At 65.4% G+C, this 19,397-nt stretch carries 21 protein-coding genes; 9 read left to right on the forward strand and 12 right to left on the reverse strand.

The window, feature by feature from the left end; all coding sequences use genetic code 11:
• Window positions 1-153: 153 nt before the first annotated feature.
• Window positions 154-1,191, reverse strand: a complete 1,038-nt coding sequence (locus AWB66_RS11150; protein WP_087630359.1) for a sulfate ABC transporter substrate-binding protein — start codon at window positions 1,189-1,191, stop codon at window positions 154-156.
• A gap of 259 nt (window positions 1,192-1,450) precedes the next feature.
• Here AWB66_RS11150 and lexA point away from each other — a divergent pair, with 259 nt between their 5' ends.
• From lexA to AWB66_RS11165, 3 genes are all read left to right on the forward strand, one after another.
• Window positions 1,451-2,110 carry a transcriptional repressor LexA gene (gene lexA, locus AWB66_RS11155; RefSeq protein ID WP_087630360.1) on the forward strand — a complete coding sequence of 220 codons (660 nt, stop codon included), beginning with the start codon at window positions 1,451-1,453 and terminating at the stop codon, window positions 2,108-2,110.
• A 137-nt stretch (window positions 2,111-2,247) separates the two neighbouring features.
• Window positions 2,248-2,574: a hypothetical protein gene (locus AWB66_RS11160; RefSeq protein ID WP_087630361.1), complete on the forward strand. Its 327-nt coding sequence runs from the start codon at window positions 2,248-2,250 to the stop codon at window positions 2,572-2,574.
• A gap of 117 nt (window positions 2,575-2,691) precedes the next feature.
• Entirely contained in the window at window positions 2,692-3,288 is a 597-nt protein-coding gene (locus AWB66_RS11165) for a DUF2939 domain-containing protein (protein ID WP_087630362.1), read from the forward strand.
• Between the two features lie 24 nt (window positions 3,289-3,312).
• On the opposite strand, the gene AWB66_RS11170 is transcribed toward AWB66_RS11165, so the two are convergent.
• Complete coding sequence (locus AWB66_RS11170; RefSeq protein ID WP_087630363.1) at window positions 3,313-3,822, reverse strand: universal stress protein; 510 nt, start codon at window positions 3,820-3,822, stop codon at window positions 3,313-3,315.
• Window positions 3,823-4,183: 361 nt separating this feature from the next.
• Here AWB66_RS11170 and nodI point away from each other — a divergent pair, with 361 nt between their 5' ends.
• Window positions 4,184-5,164, forward strand: a complete 981-nt coding sequence (nodI, locus tag AWB66_RS11175; protein WP_087630490.1) for a nodulation factor ABC transporter ATP-binding protein NodI — start codon at window positions 4,184-4,186, stop codon at window positions 5,162-5,164.
• Window positions 5,165-5,208: 44 nt separating this feature from the next.
• Entirely contained in the window at window positions 5,209-6,030 is an 822-nt protein-coding gene (locus AWB66_RS11180; RefSeq protein ID WP_407642280.1) for an ABC transporter permease, read from the forward strand.
• Window positions 6,031-6,090: 60 nt separating this feature from the next.
• On the opposite strand, the gene gnd is transcribed toward AWB66_RS11180, so the two are convergent.
• The 3 genes from gnd to AWB66_RS11195 form a co-directional block, all read right to left on the reverse strand.
• Window positions 6,091-7,071 (reverse strand): phosphogluconate dehydrogenase (NAD(+)-dependent, decarboxylating), encoded by a 981-nt coding sequence (gene gnd, locus AWB66_RS11185; protein ID WP_087630365.1) that lies wholly within the window; start codon window positions 7,069-7,071, stop codon window positions 6,091-6,093.
• A 6-nt stretch (window positions 7,072-7,077) separates the two neighbouring features.
• Complete coding sequence (tkt, locus tag AWB66_RS11190; protein ID WP_087630366.1) at window positions 7,078-9,183, reverse strand: transketolase; 2,106 nt, start codon at window positions 9,181-9,183, stop codon at window positions 7,078-7,080.
• Window positions 9,184-9,413: 230 nt separating this feature from the next.
• Window positions 9,414-10,466 (reverse strand): NADP(H)-dependent aldo-keto reductase, encoded by a 1,053-nt coding sequence (locus AWB66_RS11195; protein ID WP_087630367.1) that lies wholly within the window; start codon window positions 10,464-10,466, stop codon window positions 9,414-9,416.
• A 179-nt stretch (window positions 10,467-10,645) separates the two neighbouring features.
• On the opposite strand from AWB66_RS11195, the gene AWB66_RS11200 reads away from it, so the two are divergent.
• On the forward strand, window positions 10,646-12,088 hold the full coding sequence (locus AWB66_RS11200; protein WP_087630368.1) for an MFS transporter: 1,443 nt from the start codon (window positions 10,646-10,648) through the stop codon (window positions 12,086-12,088).
• A gap of 15 nt (window positions 12,089-12,103) precedes the next feature.
• On the opposite strand, the gene AWB66_RS11205 is transcribed toward AWB66_RS11200, so the two are convergent.
• Both AWB66_RS11205 and AWB66_RS11210 read right to left on the reverse strand, forming a co-directional pair.
• The gene (locus tag AWB66_RS11205) at window positions 12,104-12,469 is read right to left on the reverse strand and encodes a hypothetical protein (RefSeq protein WP_087630369.1); all 366 of its coding nucleotides are present in this window, start codon (window positions 12,467-12,469) and stop codon (window positions 12,104-12,106) included.
• Window positions 12,470-12,558: 89 nt separating this feature from the next.
• A complete protein-coding gene (locus tag AWB66_RS11210; RefSeq protein WP_087630370.1) occupies window positions 12,559-13,296 on the reverse strand; it encodes an SDR family oxidoreductase in 738 nt (245 codons plus the stop codon).
• Window positions 13,297-13,553: 257 nt separating this feature from the next.
• On the opposite strand from AWB66_RS11210, the gene AWB66_RS11215 reads away from it, so the two are divergent.
• On the forward strand, window positions 13,554-14,588 hold the full coding sequence (locus AWB66_RS11215) for a methyltransferase (protein ID WP_087630371.1): 1,035 nt from the start codon (window positions 13,554-13,556) through the stop codon (window positions 14,586-14,588).
• 15 nt (window positions 14,589-14,603) lie between these two features.
• Here AWB66_RS11215 and AWB66_RS11220 read toward each other — a convergent pair whose 3' ends face one another.
• From AWB66_RS11220 to AWB66_RS11235, 4 genes are all read right to left on the reverse strand, one after another.
• Window positions 14,604-16,418 (reverse strand): alkaline phosphatase D family protein, encoded by a 1,815-nt coding sequence (locus tag AWB66_RS11220; RefSeq protein ID WP_087630372.1) that lies wholly within the window; start codon window positions 16,416-16,418, stop codon window positions 14,604-14,606.
• 313 nt (window positions 16,419-16,731) lie between these two features.
• On the reverse strand, window positions 16,732-16,935 hold the full coding sequence (locus AWB66_RS11225; protein ID WP_087630373.1) for a hypothetical protein: 204 nt from the start codon (window positions 16,933-16,935) through the stop codon (window positions 16,732-16,734).
• Window positions 16,936-16,979: 44 nt separating this feature from the next.
• Window positions 16,980-17,282, reverse strand: coding sequence for a DUF5594 family protein (locus AWB66_RS11230; protein WP_235021087.1), 303 nt, complete (start codon window positions 17,280-17,282; stop codon window positions 16,980-16,982).
• Between the two features lie 57 nt (window positions 17,283-17,339).
• Window positions 17,340-17,642 (reverse strand): hypothetical protein, encoded by a 303-nt coding sequence (locus AWB66_RS11235; protein ID WP_087630375.1) that lies wholly within the window; start codon window positions 17,640-17,642, stop codon window positions 17,340-17,342.
• A gap of 287 nt (window positions 17,643-17,929) precedes the next feature.
• On the opposite strand from AWB66_RS11235, the gene AWB66_RS11240 reads away from it, so the two are divergent.
• Window positions 17,930-18,451 (forward strand): Spy/CpxP family protein refolding chaperone, encoded by a 522-nt coding sequence (locus AWB66_RS11240; protein WP_087630376.1) that lies wholly within the window; start codon window positions 17,930-17,932, stop codon window positions 18,449-18,451.
• A gap of 137 nt (window positions 18,452-18,588) precedes the next feature.
• The gene (locus AWB66_RS11245) at window positions 18,589-19,020 is read left to right on the forward strand and encodes a PGDYG domain-containing protein (RefSeq protein ID WP_087630377.1); all 432 of its coding nucleotides are present in this window, start codon (window positions 18,589-18,591) and stop codon (window positions 19,018-19,020) included.
• A gap of 11 nt (window positions 19,021-19,031) precedes the next feature.
• Here the strand turns inward: AWB66_RS11245 and AWB66_RS11250 are convergent, their stop codons facing one another.
• A complete protein-coding gene (locus tag AWB66_RS11250; protein WP_087630378.1) occupies window positions 19,032-19,397 on the reverse strand; it encodes a DUF3022 domain-containing protein in 366 nt (121 codons plus the stop codon).

Raw genomic sequence — 19,397 nt, forward strand, 5'->3', positions numbered from 1 at the left:
TGATTCGTCCTGTTCCAGCGCGCCGGGGTATGGCGCATTGCCCTGCTTGTGTTTATACGCGGTCGTCATGTGCGCCGCTTGTCTTCGATGCTTGTCTTCGATACTTGGCTTCGATGCTGCAAGGGCGCCGCTCATGCGACGCCCCTTTGCTTTTTACTGCGGCTGATAGATCGAGTCGAATACGCCGCCATCGGCGAAATGGGTCTTTTGCGCCTTGGTCCAGCCGCCGAACGTATCGTCGACGGTGTAGAGCTTGAGCTTCGGGAACTGCTTCGTCAGCGCGGCCGGCACTTTCGCCGAACGCGGACGATAGAAATTGCGCGCCGCGATCTCCTGTCCTTCATCGCTGTACAGATACTTCAGATACGCTTCGGCCAGCTTGCGCGTGCCGTGCTTGTCGACGACCTTGTCGACCACGGCGACCGGCGGCTCCGCCAGAATGCTCACCGAAGGCACGACGATCTCGAACTTGTCCGCGCCGAATTCCTTCAGCGACAGAAACGCCTCGTTTTCCCACGCGATCAGCACGTCGCCCTGGCCGCGCTGCACGAAACTCGTCGTGGCGCCGCGCGCGCCCGAATCGAGCACGCCCGCGTTCTTATAGAGCTTCGTCACGAATTCCTTCGCGCTCTGCTCGTTGCCGCCCGGCTGGTGCTGCGCATAGGCCCACGCCGCGAGATAGTTCCAGCGCGCGCCGCCCGAGGTCTTCGGATTCGGCGTCACGATCGATACCCCGGGTTTCGCCAGGTCGTTCCAGTCCTTGATCTGCTTCGGATTGCCCTTCCTCACGAGAAAAACGATCGTCGACGTGTACGGCGACGCGTTGTCCGGCAAGCGCTTCTGCCAGTTCTGATCGATGAGACCCTTGCCCGCGAGCGCGTCGATGTCGTAGGCGAGCGCGAGCGTGACGACGTCCGCCTGCAAGCCGTCGAGCACGGCGCGCGCCTGGCCGCCCGAGCCGCCGTGCGACTGCTTGAATGTCACCGATTCGCCCGTCTCTGCCTTCCACTTCTTCGCGAACGCCTGATTGAAATCCTGATACAACTCGCGCGTCGGATCGTAGGACACGTTGAGAAACGCCGTGTCCGCGTGCGCCTGCCCGATCGCGCCGAAGCCCGCCGCCGCGCCCAGCACGAGCGCCGCGAAAAGCCCGCGCGTGCGCGCGCCCAAACCCGAATTCCGACTATGCATTCCCCGTTCTCCGTCTTATTGAGTTGACGAAGTCAGTCTATCGGCGGGGCTTCATTATTAAAAATAATCGTTCTTCATTCTTTAAGATGCAAAAGTGCTAACGAGCGTTGTTCGCAGTTTGACAGCGCGGTGGCGCACGCGATAGTCGGCCGAACGGCCAATCCGTGGCCGAACTTAAAGTAAAGCTTGAAAAGCGCGAAATACTGTATAAAAATACAGTCACCTGTCCATCCATACAGTCCGCCAAGGGGCCGAGCCAGTGAACAAAACAAACAAACTAACCGCGCGGCAGCAGCAGGTGTTCGAACTGATCCAGCGCGCGATCGAGCGCACCGGCTTCCCGCCCACGCGCGCCGAGATCGCCGCCGAGCTCGGTTTTTCTTCAGCCAATTCGGCGGAGGAGCATCTGCGGGCGCTCGCGCGCAAGGGCGTCATCGAACTGGCGGCGGGCGCTTCGCGCGGCATCCGGCTCGTCTCCAACCTGGAAGATTCGCCGCACCAGTTTACGTTGCCGCACCCGAGCATCATGCAGTTGTCGCTGCCGCTCGTAGGCCGCGTCGCCGCCGGCAGCCCGATTCTCGCGCAAGAGCACATCTCCCAGCACTATTCGTTCGACCCGGCGCTCTTTTCCAGCAAGCCCGACTATCTGTTGAAGGTGCGTGGCCTTTCGATGCGTGACGCCGGCATCTTCGACGGCGACCTGCTCGCGGTGCAGAAGAAAAGCGAAGCGAAGGACGGGCAGATCGTGGTTGCCCGTCTCGGCGACGACGTCACCGTGAAGCGCTGGAAGCGCCATCGCGACGGCGTCGAACTGATCGCCGAAAATCCGGATTACGAGAACATCTTCGTGAAGTCGGGCAGCGCGGAATTCGCGCTCGAAGGCATCGCGGTGGGCCTGATCCGCTCGGGCGAATTCTGAGCGGGCGCTTTGTTTAGCGCATTACATAGTGAACACCGCCCGGGCGTCCGGGTACGCCATTCTTGAAACGATCAACGATCTGACGGCTGTCGCATACGCGGCGAGCCGCGGTGCGTCCTATCGCCAGGAGAAACATCATGGAACGTTTTGCCCGTTTGCTGCCTTTCCGCCAGTTCGGTCGTCTGCGGTATCTGCGTTCGTTGATCTCCTGCAAGGCGCCGCAGGCGGACACCGCGCCCGGACTCTTCGACGAGATGCCCGCGCTGCCGTCGCGCCAGCCGGCATTCGCGCGCGTGTCGCTGAATGCTTCGGTGCGTCATGAGGCGGAACGCCGCGCGCCGGTGCGCGTCTACCGCGACGAGTCGCGCGTGATCATGATTGGAAATATCGACGAAGTGTCGCGGATGATCGACCGCTGCATCGATGAAGAACGCGCCGGTATTGCGGGCGGACTCTTCGCCTGATCGAGTAATTGGCGTGGCGGTGGCGTGGCGTTGGCGTCCGAGATTGCGCTTCCGGGATAAATCCTGCGTTCGCGCGGTCCATAAGCAGACGCAACGTTACGCAAGGTGTCCAATCGTATGACCCGCACCACCAAGGCTATTGTCGTCACGCTCGTCGTGCTTGTTGTCGTTGCCGCGCTCGGCTTCGTCTACGCATCGCCGTATATCGCGCTGGATCGGCTCAAACGCGCAGCCGACGTGCGCGACGCTCAAACCGTGAACGAATACGTCGATTTTCCGGCCTTGCGCGAGAGCCTCAAGCAGCAGGTGGCGGAATTGCTCACACGGCGTGTCGACATCCAGAAGAGCGGCAATCCGCTCGCGGTCATCGGCGCGATGATCGGCGCGGCGCTAGTCGGCCCGCTCGTCGATTCGTATGCGACGCCGGACGGGGTCGCCGCGATTCTGAACGGCATTCCGCCGCGAGGGAATCCGGGCGAACGTCCGCCAGCGCCCCCGGCCGCGGACGGCACGTCGGCCAGCGCGGCCGCACCCGTTTCCGGGCCCGCGCCCGCGGCACCGAAGCCGCCGCCGGAGACCACGGCGGGTTATCGAAGCTTCGACACCTTCGTGGTCACCTACCAACACGGCGCGGGCGATGCCCGTTATTCCGCGATCTTCCATCGCAACGGGCTCGTGACCTGGAAACTGGTCGCGGTGGATCTCAACGGTTGAGAGGCGAAACGGCGCACGCGCCGCCTATGCGCTGATTTCGCTCTTGACCGGCTTGGCCGCGTAAGCCGCGTCTTCTTCGGCTTCGGCCGATTCACCCGCCGGGCACACGGCCACGAGGATGCTGCACGACACGCGGTCGAGCAAGGGCGTGTTGCCCGCGCCCATCCACCAGCGCGCGAGTCCGCTGCGGCAGCGATGCCCGACCACCACGAGGTCCACCTTCAGCTTCTCTGCGAGGTTGGCGATCTCGTCGATCGGATGTCCGAACGCGAAATGCCCTTGCGCCTGCAGGCCGCGCTCGGTCAGCCAGTCGACGCCTTCCTGCAGGATGTCGCGCGCCGCGTCCTCGAACCGTCCGCAGGCCATGTCGGTGAGCAGGCCCGCGCTCTGCGCGATCGACGAGCGCATGTCGACCACCGCGAGCACGTGCGTCTCGGCCTTGAGTTCAAGCGCGAGGTTGGCGCCGTGCCGCAACGCCTTGCGGCCTTCGCGGGTGCCGTCGTAGCACAAGAGGATTTTCTGATAGCTCGCCATGATGGATCTCCCTGACCGCATGAGGTTCGGTGCTGTCTGCATGATGGTGCGTCGCTACGCCCGCGGCAACGATGGAAAACGCTAACGCGCAGCGTCGATGGGTACGCATGGAACGCGCCTCCCAAGCTCGCATCGTGCCAGCAACGCGCGAGCCGCACCGGCCAAGGCGCTGGTCTTTTCGGCCGGCGATCGGGCCCGCCCTGCGCCGCGTTCGCGCACCGGACGCGGGCGCGGAAGCTGCATCGGCGGGATCGAGCGCCGCCATGGTGCAATGGATTACACTAGCCGGCCCGGCTCTCCGGTGGACGCTTCACAGACCGACGACCGATTCGACGCGCCAATTCGCCCGCCCTTTTCGACCATGACAGCTTTGGAACCCTTAACGATTTCATCGAACGCATCGAGCGGATCAAGCGACGGCTCGCACCCGGCGCCCCGCGCGATCGACTTCAGCGATGTCAGGAAACACTACGGAAACAAGACCGTCGTCGACGGCCTGTCGTTTCATGTCGAGCCGGGCGAATGCTTTGGCCTGCTCGGCCCGAACGGTGCGGGCAAGACGACGACGCTCAAGATGCTGCTCGGCATCACCTCGCCCGATGCGGGTGCGATCCGGCTCGTCGGCGAGCCGATTCCCGCGCGCGCGCGTTTTGCTCGTCGGCGCGTGGGCGTCGTGCCGCAGTTCGACAACCTAGATCCGGACTTCACCGTCCGCGAGAACCTGCTGGTTTTCGGCCGCTACTTCGGCATGAAGCACGCGCAGATCGCGGCGCTCGTGCCGTCGCTGCTCGAATTCGCCAAGCTCGAAGCCAAGGCGGATGCGCGAGTCGGCGAACTGTCGGGCGGCATGAAGCGCCGGCTGACGCTTGCGCGTGCGCTCGTCAACGATCCCGACGTGCTCGTGTTGGACGAGCCGACCACGGGCCTCGATCCGCAGGCGCGCCACATGATCTGGGAGCGGTTGCGCTCGCTCCTGTCGCGCGGCAAGACCATCCTGCTCACTACGCATTTCATGGAGGAAGCCGAGCGTCTGTGTGACCGGCTTTGCGTGATCGAGGAAGGCCGCAAGATCGTCGAGGGCCGGCCGCACGAACTGGTCGAATCGGTGATCGGCTGCGACGTGATCGAGATCTACGGTCCCGATCCCCTTGCGCTGCGCGATGAACTCGCGCCGTTGGTCGGGCGCATGGAAGTGAGCGGCGAGACGCTCTTTTGTTACGTCGACGATCCTCAGGCCGTGCATCAGCGCGTCAAGGGGCGCGCGGGCGTGCGCTATCTGCACCGGCCAGCGAATCTCGAAGACGTATTCCTGCGCCTGACCGGGCGCGAGATGGTGGATTGACCGGCTGGAACGAAGATCACATGAACACTTACGACCCATCGCGCATGGCGGCCAAGCGCGACCAGACCGCACGCGCCGGCCAGAACGCCCGTCCGCAGGCGATGCCTTCCAGCGCGACCAACTGGATCGCCGTCTGGCGGCGCAACTATCTGGTGTGGAAGAAGCTCGCGATTGCGTCGATGTTCGGCAATCTCGCCGATCCGATGATCTACCTGTTCGGCCTCGGACTCGGCCTCGGCCTGATGGTCGGGCGCGTGGACGGCGTCTCGTATATCGCGTTCCTTGCGGCGGGCACGGTGGCGTCGAGCGTGATGATGTCGGCGAGTTTCGAGTCGATGTATTCGGGCTTTTCGCGCATGCACATACAGCGCACGTGGGAGGCGATCATGCACACGCCGCTCACCCTCGGCGACATCGTGCTCGCCGAAATCGTCTGGGCGGCGAGCAAGTCGGTGCTCTCCGGCGTGGCGATCATGCTGGTGGCGGCGGCGTTCGGCTACGCGAGCTTTCCGTCGATGCTGATCGCGCTGCCCGTCATCGTGCTGACGGGACTCGCGTTCGCGAGCAGCACGATGATCGTGACCGCGCTCGCGCCGAACTACGATTTCTTCATGTTCTACCAGACGCTCGCCCTCACGCCGATGCTGCTGCTCTCCGGCGTGTTCTTTCCGGTCACGCAATTGCCCGCGGCCGCGCAGCACATCACGCGGCTGCTGCCGCTGTCGCATGCGGTCGAACTGATCCGGCCGGCGATGCTCGGGCGGCCGGTTACGGACGTCGCACTGCATGTCGGCGTGCTGCTCGTGTATGCGATCGTGCCTTTTTTCGTGTGCGCAGTGCTGTTTCGGCGGCGGATGATGAAGTGAAACGGGCCGCGCCAGTTCACGCCGACGCGGCCCGCCTCCTTTTCCGCCCGCACCAAACCGTCACTTCGCCGGAAACTCCTTGTGCCCGCCGAAGCCAAAGCGCATCGCGGAGAGCAGGCGCTCGGGAAACGCTTCCGCGTCGCGCGACTTGAAGCGCGTGTACAAAGCCGCCGACAAGACCTGCGCGGGCACCGCTTCCTCGATGGCCGCCTCGATCGTCCAGCGCCCTTCCCCGCTATCCGCGACCTCGGTCGAAAAATGATCGAGCGAGCCGTCCTGCGCGAGCGCGCCCGCCGTCAGGTCGAGCAACCAAGACGACACCACGCTGCCGCGCCGCCACACCTCGGCGACGTCCGCGAGATCGATGTCATAGCGCTGCTCGGGCGGCAAGTCCGTCGAGGCCTTGTGCTTGAGGATATGAAACCCCTCCGCATACGCCTGCATCAGCCCGTACTCGATGCCGTTGTGGACCATCTTCACGAAGTGTCCCGACCCGACCGGGCCGGTATGCATGTACCCCTGCTCGACCCGCGGATCACGCCCTTCGCGGCCCGGCGTGAGCGGAATGTCACCGCGATGCGGCGCGAGCACCGATAGAATCGGATCGATGCGCCGCACGGCCTCTTCCTCGCCGCCGATCATCATGCAGTAGCCGCGCTCCAGACCCCACACGCCGCCGGACGTCCCCACGTCGACGTAGTGCACGCCCAGTTCGCGAAACTGCGCCGCGCGCCGGATGTCGTCCTTATAGAAGCTGTTGCCTCCGTCGATCACGATGTCGTCCGCGCCGAGCAGCTTGTGCAGATCGGTGAGCGTATCCTCGGTGATCTTGCCGGCCGGCAGCATCAGCCAGATCACGCGCGGCGCGGCGAGCTTCCCGACGAGATCGCCGAGATCGCTCGCGCCCGTCGCGCCTTCCGCGGCAAGCGCCTCTGTCGCTGCGGGATTGTGATCGTAGACGACGCAGCGATGGCCGCCGCGCATCAGCCGTCGCCCGATGTTGCCGCCCATCCGTCCCAGCCCCACGATGCCGATCTGCATGATGGCTCACTCCTTGCCGTTCTTGCCGCTGGATTTGACCCGCTCGATCTGCTTCTTCGCTTCCTCGTAGACGCGCCCCGGCGTGAAGCCGAACTTGGTCTGCAGCGCCTTCAGCGGCGCCGACGCCCCGAAGGTGTGCATCACGATCTGCGATCCGAGGCGGCCGGTGTAGCGATCCCAGCCGAGCGTCGCCGCCTGCTCGACCGCCACCCGCGCGTTCACGTCCGGCGGCAGCACCGAGTCCTTGTACGCCTGATCCTGCTTCTCGAAGATGTCCCACGACGGCATCGACACCACGCGCGCCGCGATGCCCTCGCCCGCGAGCTTTTCATACGCCTCGACGCACAGCGAGACTTCGCTGCCCGTCGCGAGCAGCAGCACTTCGGGCGTCTTGCCGGCGGGTGCGTCGGCGAGCACGTAGGCGCCGCGCTTCACGCCTTCCGCCGACCCGTATTTCTTGCGGTCGAAAGTCGGCAGCGGCTGGCGCGTCAGGACGATGCAGGACGGCTCATGCGACTGCGACAGCGCGACGCGCCATGCTTCGCTCACTTCGTTGGCGTCGCCGGGACGCAGCGTCGTGAGTCCCGGCACGCCGCGCAACGACGCGAGTTGCTCGATCGGCTGGTGGGTCGGGCCGTCCTCGCCGACGCCGATCGAATCGTGCGTGAACACGTAGATGACCGGCACCTCCATGATCGCGGAGAGGCGAATCGGCGGCTTCATGTAGTCGCTGAAAATCAGGAACGTGGAGGCGTAGGGGCGCATGTCCGAGAGCGCGAGTCCGTTGGCGACCGCGCCCATGCCGTGCTCGCGGATGCCGAAGTGCAGGTTCCTGCCGCCGTAGCTGTCGTGTTCGAAACTGCCGGCGCCTTCGAACTTGAGATTGGTTTTCGTCGACGGCGACAGGTCCGCCGCGCCACCGATCATCCACGGAATGCGCTGCGCGATCGCGTTGAGCACCTTGCCCGACGATTCGCGCGTGGCGATGCCCTTCGCGTCCGGCTCGAAAACGGGGATGTCGGCGTCCCAGTCTTCGGGCAGCTTCGACTCGCGCATCAGGCTGAACTGCTTCGCGAGATCCGGATACTGCTTGCCGAACTCGCTGAAGCGCTTTTCCCATTCGTCGCGCGCCTGCTTGCCGCGCGCGCCCATCACATCCGCGAAACGCTCCTTCACGCCCTCGGGCACGAGGAACTGCGCGTCTTCCGGCCAGCCGTAGGCGCGCTTCGCGAGCTTGACTTCCTCCTCGCCGAGCGCCTCGCCATGCGCGGACGCCGTGTCCTGCTTGTTCGGCGCGCCCCAGCCGATGATGCTCTTCACCACGATCAGCGTCGGCCGGTCGGTCGTCGCCTTCGCGTTGTTGATCGCGGCTTCGAGTGCGGCCTCGTCGTTGGCGTCGTCGACGTGCATCGTGTTCCAGTTGTAGCCCCTGAAACGCGATTCGACGTCGTCGCTGTACGCGAGATCGGTGTGCCCTTCGATCGTGATGCGATTGCTGTCGTAAATCCAGATCAGGTTCGAAAGCCGCAGGTGGCCCGCGAGCGACGCCGCTTCATGCGATACGCCCTCCATCATGTCGCCGTCGCCACAGAGCGCGTAGACGCGATAGTCGAAGAGCGCGTTGTCCGGCTGGTTGAAATGCGCCTCGCGCCAGCGCGCGGCCATCGCCATGCCGACGCTGTTGCCGAGTCCCTGGCCGAGCGGCCCGGTCGTCGTCTCGACGCCGGTCGTCATGCGGTATTCGGGGTGGCCCGGCGTGTTGCTGTCGAGCTGGCGGAACTGCTTGATGTCGTCGAGCGAGACAGCGGGCCCGCCGGTCGGCTTGCCGTCCCGGCCGACGGCCTTCACGCCCGCGAGATGCAAAAGCGAATACAGCAGCATCGATGCGTGTCCGACCGACAGCACGAAGCGGTCGCGATTGGGCCACGTCGGATCGTCCGGGTCGTAGCGCAGGTGGTTCTGCCACAGGTGGTAGGCGACGGGCGCGAGCGCCATCGGCGTGCCCGGGTGACCGGAATTGGCCTTCTGCACGGCGTCCATCGACAGGGTGCGGATCGTGTTGATGCAAAGCTGATCCAGTTCGGCGGGGGACTTCGCGGAGGGTTGTGACATGAGCGACGACTCCTTGGAAAGAGCGCGCGCTGAGGCACGACAGGCGCCACAGCGGGCAACCAGGACAATCGAGCAAGTGTAGTGCCTCGCAGACGGCACTGCACCGGAAAACGTCGGACGCCTTGCCGCAAAAGGGTTTTCGGCGAATCAGGCGAGTCTTGCGCGGCGCTGTTGCGCGGACCGCGCGGCCGGTCGGATCGACAATCCGGCCGCCGCGCGGTCCATGATACTCAAGGCGCCGGATTCGGCTGCTGTTCGTGCAGCGCGTCGATGTCGGCAAGGATTTCATCGGACAGTTTCACGCCGACGCTGTCGATGTTCTCCTTCAGCTGAGCGAGCGTGGTCGCGCCGATCAGCGTGCTCGTCGTGAACGGCCGGCTGTTCACGAACGCGAGCGCGAGCTGCGCGGGCGTGAGTCCGTGACGCCGCGCGAGCGCGCTGTAGCGGTCGATGGCCGCGATCGCCTGCGGCTTGCTGTAGCGCTGGAACCGCTCGAAGAGCGTGATGCGCGCGCCGTCGGGCCGCGCACCGCCTTCGTACTTGCCGGAGAGCCAGCCGAACGCGAGCGGCGAATACGCGAGCAGCCCGACGCCCTCCTTGTGGGTGAACTCCGACAGCCCGGTTTCGAACGTGCGATTCACGAGGCTGTACGGATTCTGGATGCTGACAATGCGCGGCAGCCCGTGCTTGTCGGCGGCGTTGAGGAACTGTGCGACGCCCCACGGCGTCTCGTTCGAGACGCCCACGTGGCGGATCTTGCCGGCGTTCACGAGATCGCCGAGCGCGGCGAGCGTTTCGTCGATCGGCACCGTGTATTCGTCGTCGATATACGGATACGACGGGCGCCCGAAGGTCATCGTGCTGCGGTCGGGCCAGTGCAACTGGTACAGGTCGATGTAGTCGGTCTGCAGACGCTTCAGGCTGCCGTCGACGGCTTCGGTCAGGTTCGCGCGGTCGAACTGGTTGCCCGCGCCGCGGATGTGACGCGGATTGTGCGGCTGGCGCGCCGGGCCCGCGATTTTCGTCGCGAGCACGATCTTGTCGCGCTTGCCGCGATGGGCGCCGAGCCAGGTGCCGATGTACTGCTCCGTGCGGCCCTGCGTCTCGGGACGCGGCGGCACGGGATACATTTCGGCGGCATCGATCAGGTTGACGCCCTCGCCAAGCGCATAGTCGATCTGCGCGTGCGCCTCGCTTTCCGTGTTCTGCTCGCCCCAGGTCATCGTGCCGAGACCGATCAGGCTCACGTCGATGCCGCTTGCGCCGAGTTTCCGATACTCCATTGCTTTGCTTTCCTTGTGTTCGTTGCCGGAATGACGAGTCAAAGGCCGAAGCTACCATAGCCACGCCGGCTTTGCTTCGACGCTAGAATGGCAGCCGGCCACGCGGCGCGGGTTTCTTGCATGTCTCTTGCAATTGCCTTGGCGCAGCCGGCCCGACGACGACATGGAGACCCAAGCCGATGCAGGCCCCCGACAGTCCGAGCGACGCCACGCGCGCTCACGGTTCCAGCGGATCGCTCATCGTCGCGCTCGTCGCGGCGACGTTCTTCATGGAAAACCTCGACGGCACGATCATCGCCACCGCGCTGCCGCAGATGGCGCGCTCGTTCGGCGTGCATCCCGCCGACATGAGCCTCGGCATCACGTCGTATCTGCTGACGCTCGCCGTCTTCATCCCGATCAGCGGCTGGGCCGCGGACCGCTTCGGTTTGCGCACGGTGTTCGGCAGCGCGATCGCCGTGTTCACGGCCGCCTCCGTGCTCTGCGCGACGACCGGCACGCTGCATTCGTTCGCCGCGGCGCGCGTGCTGCAAGGCATCGGCGGCGCGATGATGGTGCCGGTCGGGCGCCTCGCCGTCCTGCGCGCGACGCCCAAGGACGGCCTGATGCGGGCGATTGCGATCATCACCTGGCCGGGGCTCGTCGCGCCGGTGATCGGCCCGCCGCTCGGCGGCTTCATCACGACTTATTCGTCGTGGCGCTGGATCTTCTATCTGAATCTGCCGCTCGGGCTCATCGGGCTCTTCGTCGCGCTGCGCTATCTCGACAACACGCGCGAAAACGCCGGCCGCCGCTTCGACCTGCCCGGCTTCGCGCTGTGCGGCCTCGCCTGCACGACGCTCCTCTACGCGATGGAACTGATCGGCCGCAACGACACGCCGTGGACACAGACGAGCGTGCTCGTCGCGGTGGGCGCGGTGTCGGGTGTGGCCGCGTGGCTGCATCTGCGGCGCGCGAAGGAGCCGGTCGTCGAACTGTCGGCGCTGAAGGTGAAGACGTTCGCCGTCGCGATGGGCGGCGGCTCGCTCTTTCGCATCTCGATCAGCGCGGTGCCGTTCTTGCTGCCGCTGATGTTTCAGGTGGGCTTCGGGATGGACGCGTTCGCCTCGGGCCTGCTCACGCTCGCGGTATTCGCGGGCAACCTCTCGATGAAGCTCGTCACGACGCCCGTCATGCGCCGCTTCGGCTTTCGCTCGGTTTTGATCGTGAACGGCACGCTCGCGGCCCTCTCGCTCGCGGCGATGAGCCTGCTCTCGCCGTCGACGCCCAAAAGCGTGATCGTCGTGGTGCTGTTTCTGTCGGGGCTTGCGCGCTCGCTGCAGTTCACCGCGCTCAACACGCTCAGCTTCGCCGATGTGCCGAAGGCGCAGATGAGCGGCGCCTCGGCGCTGTCGAGCACGCTCTTTCAAATGACGATGGGGATCGGCGTCGCGGCCGGCGCGATCGCGCTCCGGATCGCCCAATGGCTGCACGGACACGATTCGCAGTCGGTCACGCCGGCGGACTTCAGCGTGGCGTTTCTGATCGTCGCGGTGATCGGGCTCGTGGGAATCGCCGATCTCTTCGGGCTCGCGCGCGACGCGGGCGCGGTCGTGAGCGGACATCGCGCAGGCAAGCGCTGAACGCGTTCGCGTTCGCTATGCCGCGCGCTTCAACCAATCGAGCCAGCCGAGCGCGATCGCGGCGTTGACCAGCACGCCCGCCGTCGCGGCGAGCGCCGCGATCATCGTCCAGAACGCGGACCGGCGCGCGGCCTGCGCGGAGTCGCGCGCATCGCGGGCGGCGTCGTGCGCCGCCTCGGCCGACGCGACCATCGCCCGGCGCTGCTCGGTCTGGCGCCCTTCCTCCTTCTGGAAGAGCCACGCGCGCTTGGCGAAGGTCTCGTCGTCCGCAGGCGACGACGCTTCGAGCTCCGCGCGTATCGACGCCTCGCCCGTCGACTCGTAACGCCGAAAGCGCGCGTCGCGCTCGCTCGCGGCGGCTGGCTTGCCGTCTTCGTCCATGTGTCCTCGCTCGCGGATACCGAAAGGCAACCGGACGATTGTCACATGCCGGACGATGCAGCGAGCCAGCGCTTACCGCGTGCCGGCGATCAAAGCTGGCTCATGCCGCCGTCGATGATGATCTCCGTCCCGACGATGAACGCCGACTCGGGCGCTGCCAGATGCAGCACCGTCGCCGCGACTTCGATGCTGCGCCCGAAGCGTCCGAGGGGAATCTGCGCTTGCAATTGCCCGGCGGTGTCGTCGGTGAGGCCGAGCTTTTCGTGCAACGGCGTGCGAACGGGGCCCGGGCTGACCACGTTCACGCGCACGCCGCGCGGCAGCAGTTCGGCCGACAGCGTCTTGGCGAACGTGATGAGCGCGCCCTTGCTCGCCGCATACACCGACGAAGTCGGCATGCCGATATGCGCGTTGATCGACCCGTTCAGAACGATCGAAGCCCCTTCGTTCAAAACCGGCACGAGCGACTGGATCTGGAAGAACGCGCCCTTCACGTTGATGTCGAAGGTCTCGTCCCACAGCGCTTCCGTGATGTCCGCGAACGGCGCGAGCTTCGCGATTCCCGCGTTGATGAAGACCGCATCGAGCTTGACGTTGGCTTCGGCGAGCTGCTTCGCCAGTTCGCGGGCCGAGGCGACCGAGCCTGCGTCGTTGCGTAGCGCGATCGCGCCGGCGCCGAGCGTGGCCTCGGCCGACGCGAGCGTGGCCGCATCGCGTCCGGTAATGACGACGCGTGCGCCTTCTGCCGCGAACGCCTGAGCAGTGACGAGGCCCATGCCGCTGTTGCCGCCGGTGACGAGGACTGTTTTTCCAGTGAAGCGGTTCATGACGTTCTCCTTTGAACGTGGGTCAGTGTGTGAGAGGAAGTGTGCGCCGCCGGCAACGCTTTGCCGTGCAACGCTTCCGATGAACACGTTCGACGTTATCGCACATCTTTGTCTCCCTGCGCTTGGACGGCGACGCTCTGCGCGGCCGCGCACAGAAGTGCCTTGAACGCGCGCGATGCGCCTCCTAGAGTTAGCTGCGGCCTTTCACCGGCCTTATCGCGCCTGACGTTTCATCACATTTAAGCGAAGGATGACTTATGGACACTGCGCAAGCGCCCGGCAACCTCGATACGCCTTCTCCCGACCGGCTGTTGCAGATCGGCATGGGCTTCTGGGCATCGAAGACACTGCTGTCGGCGGTCGAACTCGGCGTGTTCACGCAACTCGCGAAAGGTCCGCTCGACGCGGCCGCGCTGTCCGGCGCGCTCGGTTTGCACCCGCGATCGGCGCTGGATTTTCTCGATGCGCTCGTCGCGCTGAACCTGCTCGCGCGCGAAGGTTCGACCTACAGCAACCTGCCCGACACCGGTCTTTTCCTCGACAAGGCCAAGCCGTGCTATGTCGGCGGCCTGCTGGAAATGGCGAACTCGCGGCTCTATCCGTTCTGGGGATCGCTCACCGAAGCGCTGAAGACGGGCCTGCCGCAAAACGAATCGAAGCACGGCGGCAATCTCTTCGAGGCCATCTATCGCGACGATGCGTCGCTGCGCGGCTTTCTCCAGGCGATGAGCGGCGTGAGCCTTGGCGCCGCGCGCGAGATCGCGCGGAAGTTTCCGTGGGGCGACTATCGCACGTTCATCGACATCGGCGCGGCGCAGGGCGCACTGCCCGTGCAGGTCGCGCTCGCGCATCCGCATCTCACCGGCGGCGGCTTCGACTTGCCGGCCGCCGGTCCGGTGTTCGACGAATACGTCGCGGCGCACGGCTTACAGGATCGCCTGCGCTTTCATCCCGGCGACTTTTTCCACGATCCCTGCCCGGGCGCCGACGTCCTCGTGATGGGCCACATCCTGCACGACTGGGCGCTGCCGCAAAAGCTCGATCTGCTGAAGAAATGTCATGCGGCGCTGCCGCCGGGCGGCTGCCTCGTGGTCTACGACGCGATCATCGACGATGAGCGCCGCCAGAATGCCTTCGGCCTGCTCATGAGCCTGAACATGCTGATCGAAACGCCCGGCGGCTTCGACTACACGGGCGCGCAATGCCGCGAATGGATGAAGGAAACGGGCTTTTCGGACGTGCGCATCGAGCCGCTCGTCGGGGCGGATTCGATGGTGATCGGCGTGAAGTGAACGCGCCGGGCACGCTCAGACGTTGTCTTCGACGATCACCGCCGACGTGCCCGCGGCGCCCGCGTTGACGGTGAGGCGCGTGCGCTTCGCGAGCGGCGCCTGCGGCGCGCTGCCGTCCGCGTTGAGTGGCTTCACCTTGTTGAAGATCGCGACGAACTGCCCGGGCGTCACGGTCGCGGACGCGTAGCCCTGCGCGTCGTGGTCCGCGTATTTGAGGTCCGGATTGTTGAGCTTGAGGAGCGCGTCGAACGCCTCCGGCGAAGCGACTAGCGAGGCGAACGGCGTGCCCGCCGTCTGCCCTTTCGCCTCGCCGTAGAACGACGTGCTGCTGATGCCCGCCGACATCAGGTCGACGAGAACCGGCGTGCCCGTCGACGGATTCGGATCGTCGCGCACGACGCCCGCCTGGAACGCGTGCAGGTCGCCCGTGATCGCGACGAGGTTCGCGATTGCCTGCGTCTTCACGAATGAAAGCAGGTCCGCCTTGTGGCTCGGATAGCCGTCCCACGAATCGCAGTCGATCACGAACACACCGCTGTTCGACGGCGCGATGACGGACAGGTCGATCCACAGGCGATTCATCATCACCTCGTTGCCCCACACTTTCCACGTCGCAATCGACGACTTCAGCGTGTCCTTCCACCATTGCGTCTGCGTCGGGCCGAGGATCGACGGCACGCGCCCGAGGCGCTGCGTGTCGAGCGCCTCGAACTGCTGGAGCGCCGCCTGCGGCACGAAGTAGCGCGCGCCCTGCGGGTCGCTGCCGTTGACGGGATCGTGGCCGAGCGCCTGCGCGACGGCGGCTTCGCTGACCACGTGATCGTCGCGGTAGAGCCGCTCGTCGGTCATGACGAGGTGCATGAGCGAGCCGAAGTGGAAATCGCGATAGATGCGGATATTGTCGTAGTTGCCGTTACGCAGATCGAACGAGACGTCACCCCAGTCGACCGGCAGATATTCCGCCCACGCCTGGTTGGCGCTGCGCCGCCGCTCGGTTTGCTGCTTGTTTTCGTTGGTATAGGTCTGGTGGTCCTGCCAGCAGTCGTCGGAAAATTCGTGGTCGTCCCAGATCGCGATCACCGGGAAGCGTGCGTGCACCGCCTGAAGGCGCGTATCGCCGCGATACGTGCGATAGAGCGTGCGGTAATCGTTGACCGTGTTCGCATAGGTGCCGCCCGCCGGAAGCGCAAGGCCGTCGGGCAGCGTGATCGCGGCGTGCGCCGGTTCGACGGCGACTGTCTGCGCCGTGCCGGCCGTCTCGTAGATGTAGTCGCCCAGATGCACGACGAAGTCGAGATCCGTCTCGGTCGCGAGCAGCGACATCGCCTGCCAGTGGTTCGCGTTCCAGTTCTGGCACACGAACCACGCAAACCGCACCTGCGGATTCGCCTCGCTGGCGGCGGCCGCGGTGCGCGTCGTGCCCATCGGACTCACGTCGCTGCCGGCGACGAAGCGATAGTAGTAAGTCGTCTTCGCGGCAAGGCCGGTCACTTTCGTGCGCACGGTGAAGTCGTAGTCGGGCAGCGCGCTCAATTGCACGCTCGCGACCGGATTCGAAAAGTCCGCCTGCGCCGAGACGTCGAGGCGCAGCGAGACGGCCGCCGTCGTGTTCGTGGCGGTGCCCGTGCAGCGCGTCCAGAAGACGGCGGAGGTGTCGCGCGGATCGCCGCTCGCGACGCCCTGCGGGAACGCGAACGATCCCGCGGGCGGCGCAGGCACGGGCGAGCCGCTGTTGCTGTCGTCGGAGCCGCCATGGCAGGCGGCGAGCGTGCCGGTCGCGGCCACGACCGTATAGAACGTGGACAGGGAGAGAAAGTGACGGCGATCCATGGCAGTGCCTCTTGGGTCGGCCGCTGCTGCGGCCTTCGACAAACGCGCCGGCCCCGCGCGCGTGCCGTGACGCAAGACGCGCGGGAAGTCGTGGCGAGGGATTCGGATCGCTGTGCTGGCGGGGACGATCGACTGTTAGGTCGTCGGTCTCTCCTGTCGCGAGAGTTGCATGACACGCTACAAATCTGGATCGCGCGTGTCAAGAAGGGTTTGTCGCATCGCCCTCTGACGGCGCACGCGCGCCGCGCGCGCCGACACATGCCGGGCAGCACGACGGCACGAAGCAATCTTGCCGAGCCGACTGAAACCGCCCCTAGCGGTCCTGAGCCATCGCTTTGAGACGATCCTCGCCCGCGTCGCGCGCGGCGTCGGCGGTCGAGAAATTTTCCTCCGAGACCATCGAGCGCTTCACCTCGCCGGCCGCGAAATCGACGAGTGTGATCACCCATACGAAGCCGCCTGCCTGCTCGGCCGTCTGCACGACTGCGCGCAGATTTGCGTGGTTAGCCGATGCCATGATGTCTCCTGTTGAGATTGCATTTGCCCAACGAGCCGAGCGGCTCACGTGCCGAAGTCCAGTCCGCCGATCAACACCGCGAACTCCGCCTGCGAGCGCGACTCCAGATCGACGTCGCGCGCGCCCTGCCACGCAGTCAGCTTGGCCGGGATCGCCTGCAGATAGCGCTCGAAGCGCTCGTTGCCGTGCGCGGCCCGATCGGCGCTGACCCGCACGCGCGCAGGCGTGCGGCCGTTTTCGTGAGCAATGACTTCGACGTGAACGTCGGCATCGAGCAGGCTCGAAATCCTGCTCGCGATGCGTGGCGCGAATTCAATGCCGAAGCGGCGCAGCTTCTCACGATCCACAACGGCACTCCGTTGCATGGCAGGCGGCGGGCGCTGCCCGAACAGCGGGAAGCCAGCTCATACGGACGGCAAGTCCTCCAGCGACTTTTCGATCTGCCCTTCCTGCACGCGCGCCTCGATGCCGATATGTCCGGCGGTATAAGGCAGCGCCGTGACCTTGGGGCCGAGAAAGGTCCGGCCGCCGAGCGTGAAGAGCGTGCGGACTTCCCTGCCGCTCTTGATCGCGTCGACGACCTGAGCCACCTCGACGATGGTGGTCGGCGACGTCCAGTTGTTCGTGCCCGGATCGAAATCGCCCCAGCGCACGTTTGTCACACGGTCGTTCGTCCAGCGCACACCGTCGATAGCCAAAGTAGACATGTCTGCCTCCATTGCCGCTTGATATCCCGGCCATCCTAGCACTTTGATGCGACGGCGACATTCGGCCACGGGCGTTGTGCGGCGCGTCAGAAAACGACCGCGTTCGCGCGTCCTTTCATCGTTCCAAGCTATTTTTTCGCAGACGTATCGGTTGTAAGCAGATGTCGCAATGCGCCATGAGCGGCGCGCAATCGTGCTACTAATATCGCGTTTTCGGCGCTGCGTACGCGCTCGGGCTCAAGCCAGGCGCATCGCAAGCCATTTTTAATCGACTGAAGGTGTCACGAATGAAAAAAACACTCGCTGCATTGGCGGCAACGCTCGCGATGAGCGCGGCCTTCGCCCAGTCCTCGGCACCCGCTGCGGCATCGGCCCCTGGCGCCACGGTTGCGACGGCGGCATCGGCGCCCGCCGCGACCCACCGCGAGGCGCGCGTCGAGGATCGCATCAACGAACTGCACTCGGCGCTCAAGATCACGCCGCAGCAGGAAGATCAATGGTCGAAGTTCGCCGACATCATGCGCGAGAACGCGCACACGATGGGCGAGCTGTATCGTCAGCGTGTCGCGCAGCGCAATACGATGTCCGCGCTCGACGACATGAAGCAATACCAGCAGATCACGCAGGCGAACGCGGAGGGCACGAAGCGCCTCGTCGATGCATTCGAGCCGCTTTACGCGAGCCTTTCGCCCGAGCAGAAGAAGCTCGCCGATACCAACTTCCGTGAAGGCGGGCGCGAGCACGGGCATCGCCGGCATCGCGCGCCGCGTGCCGCCGCGCCGGAAGGCGCGTCCGTCACGAAGCCGTGACGTAACTTTCGGCCAGCCTGCAAAACGCCCGCATCGTCCGATGCGGGCGTTTTGTTTTGCGTCTTTTGCGCGGTCGCGTGCAAAATGAGCCGATAGCCGTTACGATCGCGAACCCCGATTTCCTCCAACGATCCGCCATGAACGTCCTCACCCAGCTCGATCTCAGCACCGACCCCGCGGCGACTCGCGTCGTGAAAGATGAAGCCGTCGCCGTCGAGTTCGCGGCGGCCACGGGCGAACTGATGAGTCTCGAAGGTCCGAACCGCTACCAGCCCGGCGACGCGCTCATTACCGGCGCGACCGGCGAGCGCTGGGTTGTCTCGCGCGAGCGCTTCGACGCGAAGTACGTGCCCGAGGAAAACGTCGCTCACGGTGAGCCGGGCACCTACCGCAATCGCCCGGTGGTCGTGCTCGCGAAGCAGATGCACGACGCCTTCACGATCGCCCGCTCGGAAGCCGGCGACGTACTCGCGGGCGCCGCCGGCGACTGGGTCATGCAGTACGCGCCTGGCGACTACGGCGTCGTGAAGGCCGCGCGCTTCGCGAAGGTCTACAGGCGCGCGCACTGACACGGCACGCGTTACGCGAAGTCCTCGCCCATTTCTATCTCGACCGTGCGCGGCACGGTCTCCTTGTTCGCATACGCTTCCTCCAGCGAGCCGAGCGTCGCTTCCACATAGGCGCGCAGCACCGCATAGCTCCTCGCGTGCATGCGCACCGGCAGCGCCCGATAGCGCGCGAGCACGGCCGGATCGAAACGCACGTCGATCGTGATGCGGCGCGCGCTCGATCCGAAACGCATCGCGATGTAGTGAATGACGAGCAAGGTCCGGCCTTCGTCGTCGATGCGTTCGGCGAACTGCGTCTGCTCGGGAAAGAGATCGGTGATTACGTGCGCGAGCATGTCGATGTCGGCGCTCGGACAGTCGTATTGATAGTCGTCCAT

Source organism: Caballeronia telluris (assembly GCF_001544495.1).
Lineage (GTDB): Bacteria > Pseudomonadota > Gammaproteobacteria > Burkholderiales > Burkholderiaceae > Caballeronia > Caballeronia telluris.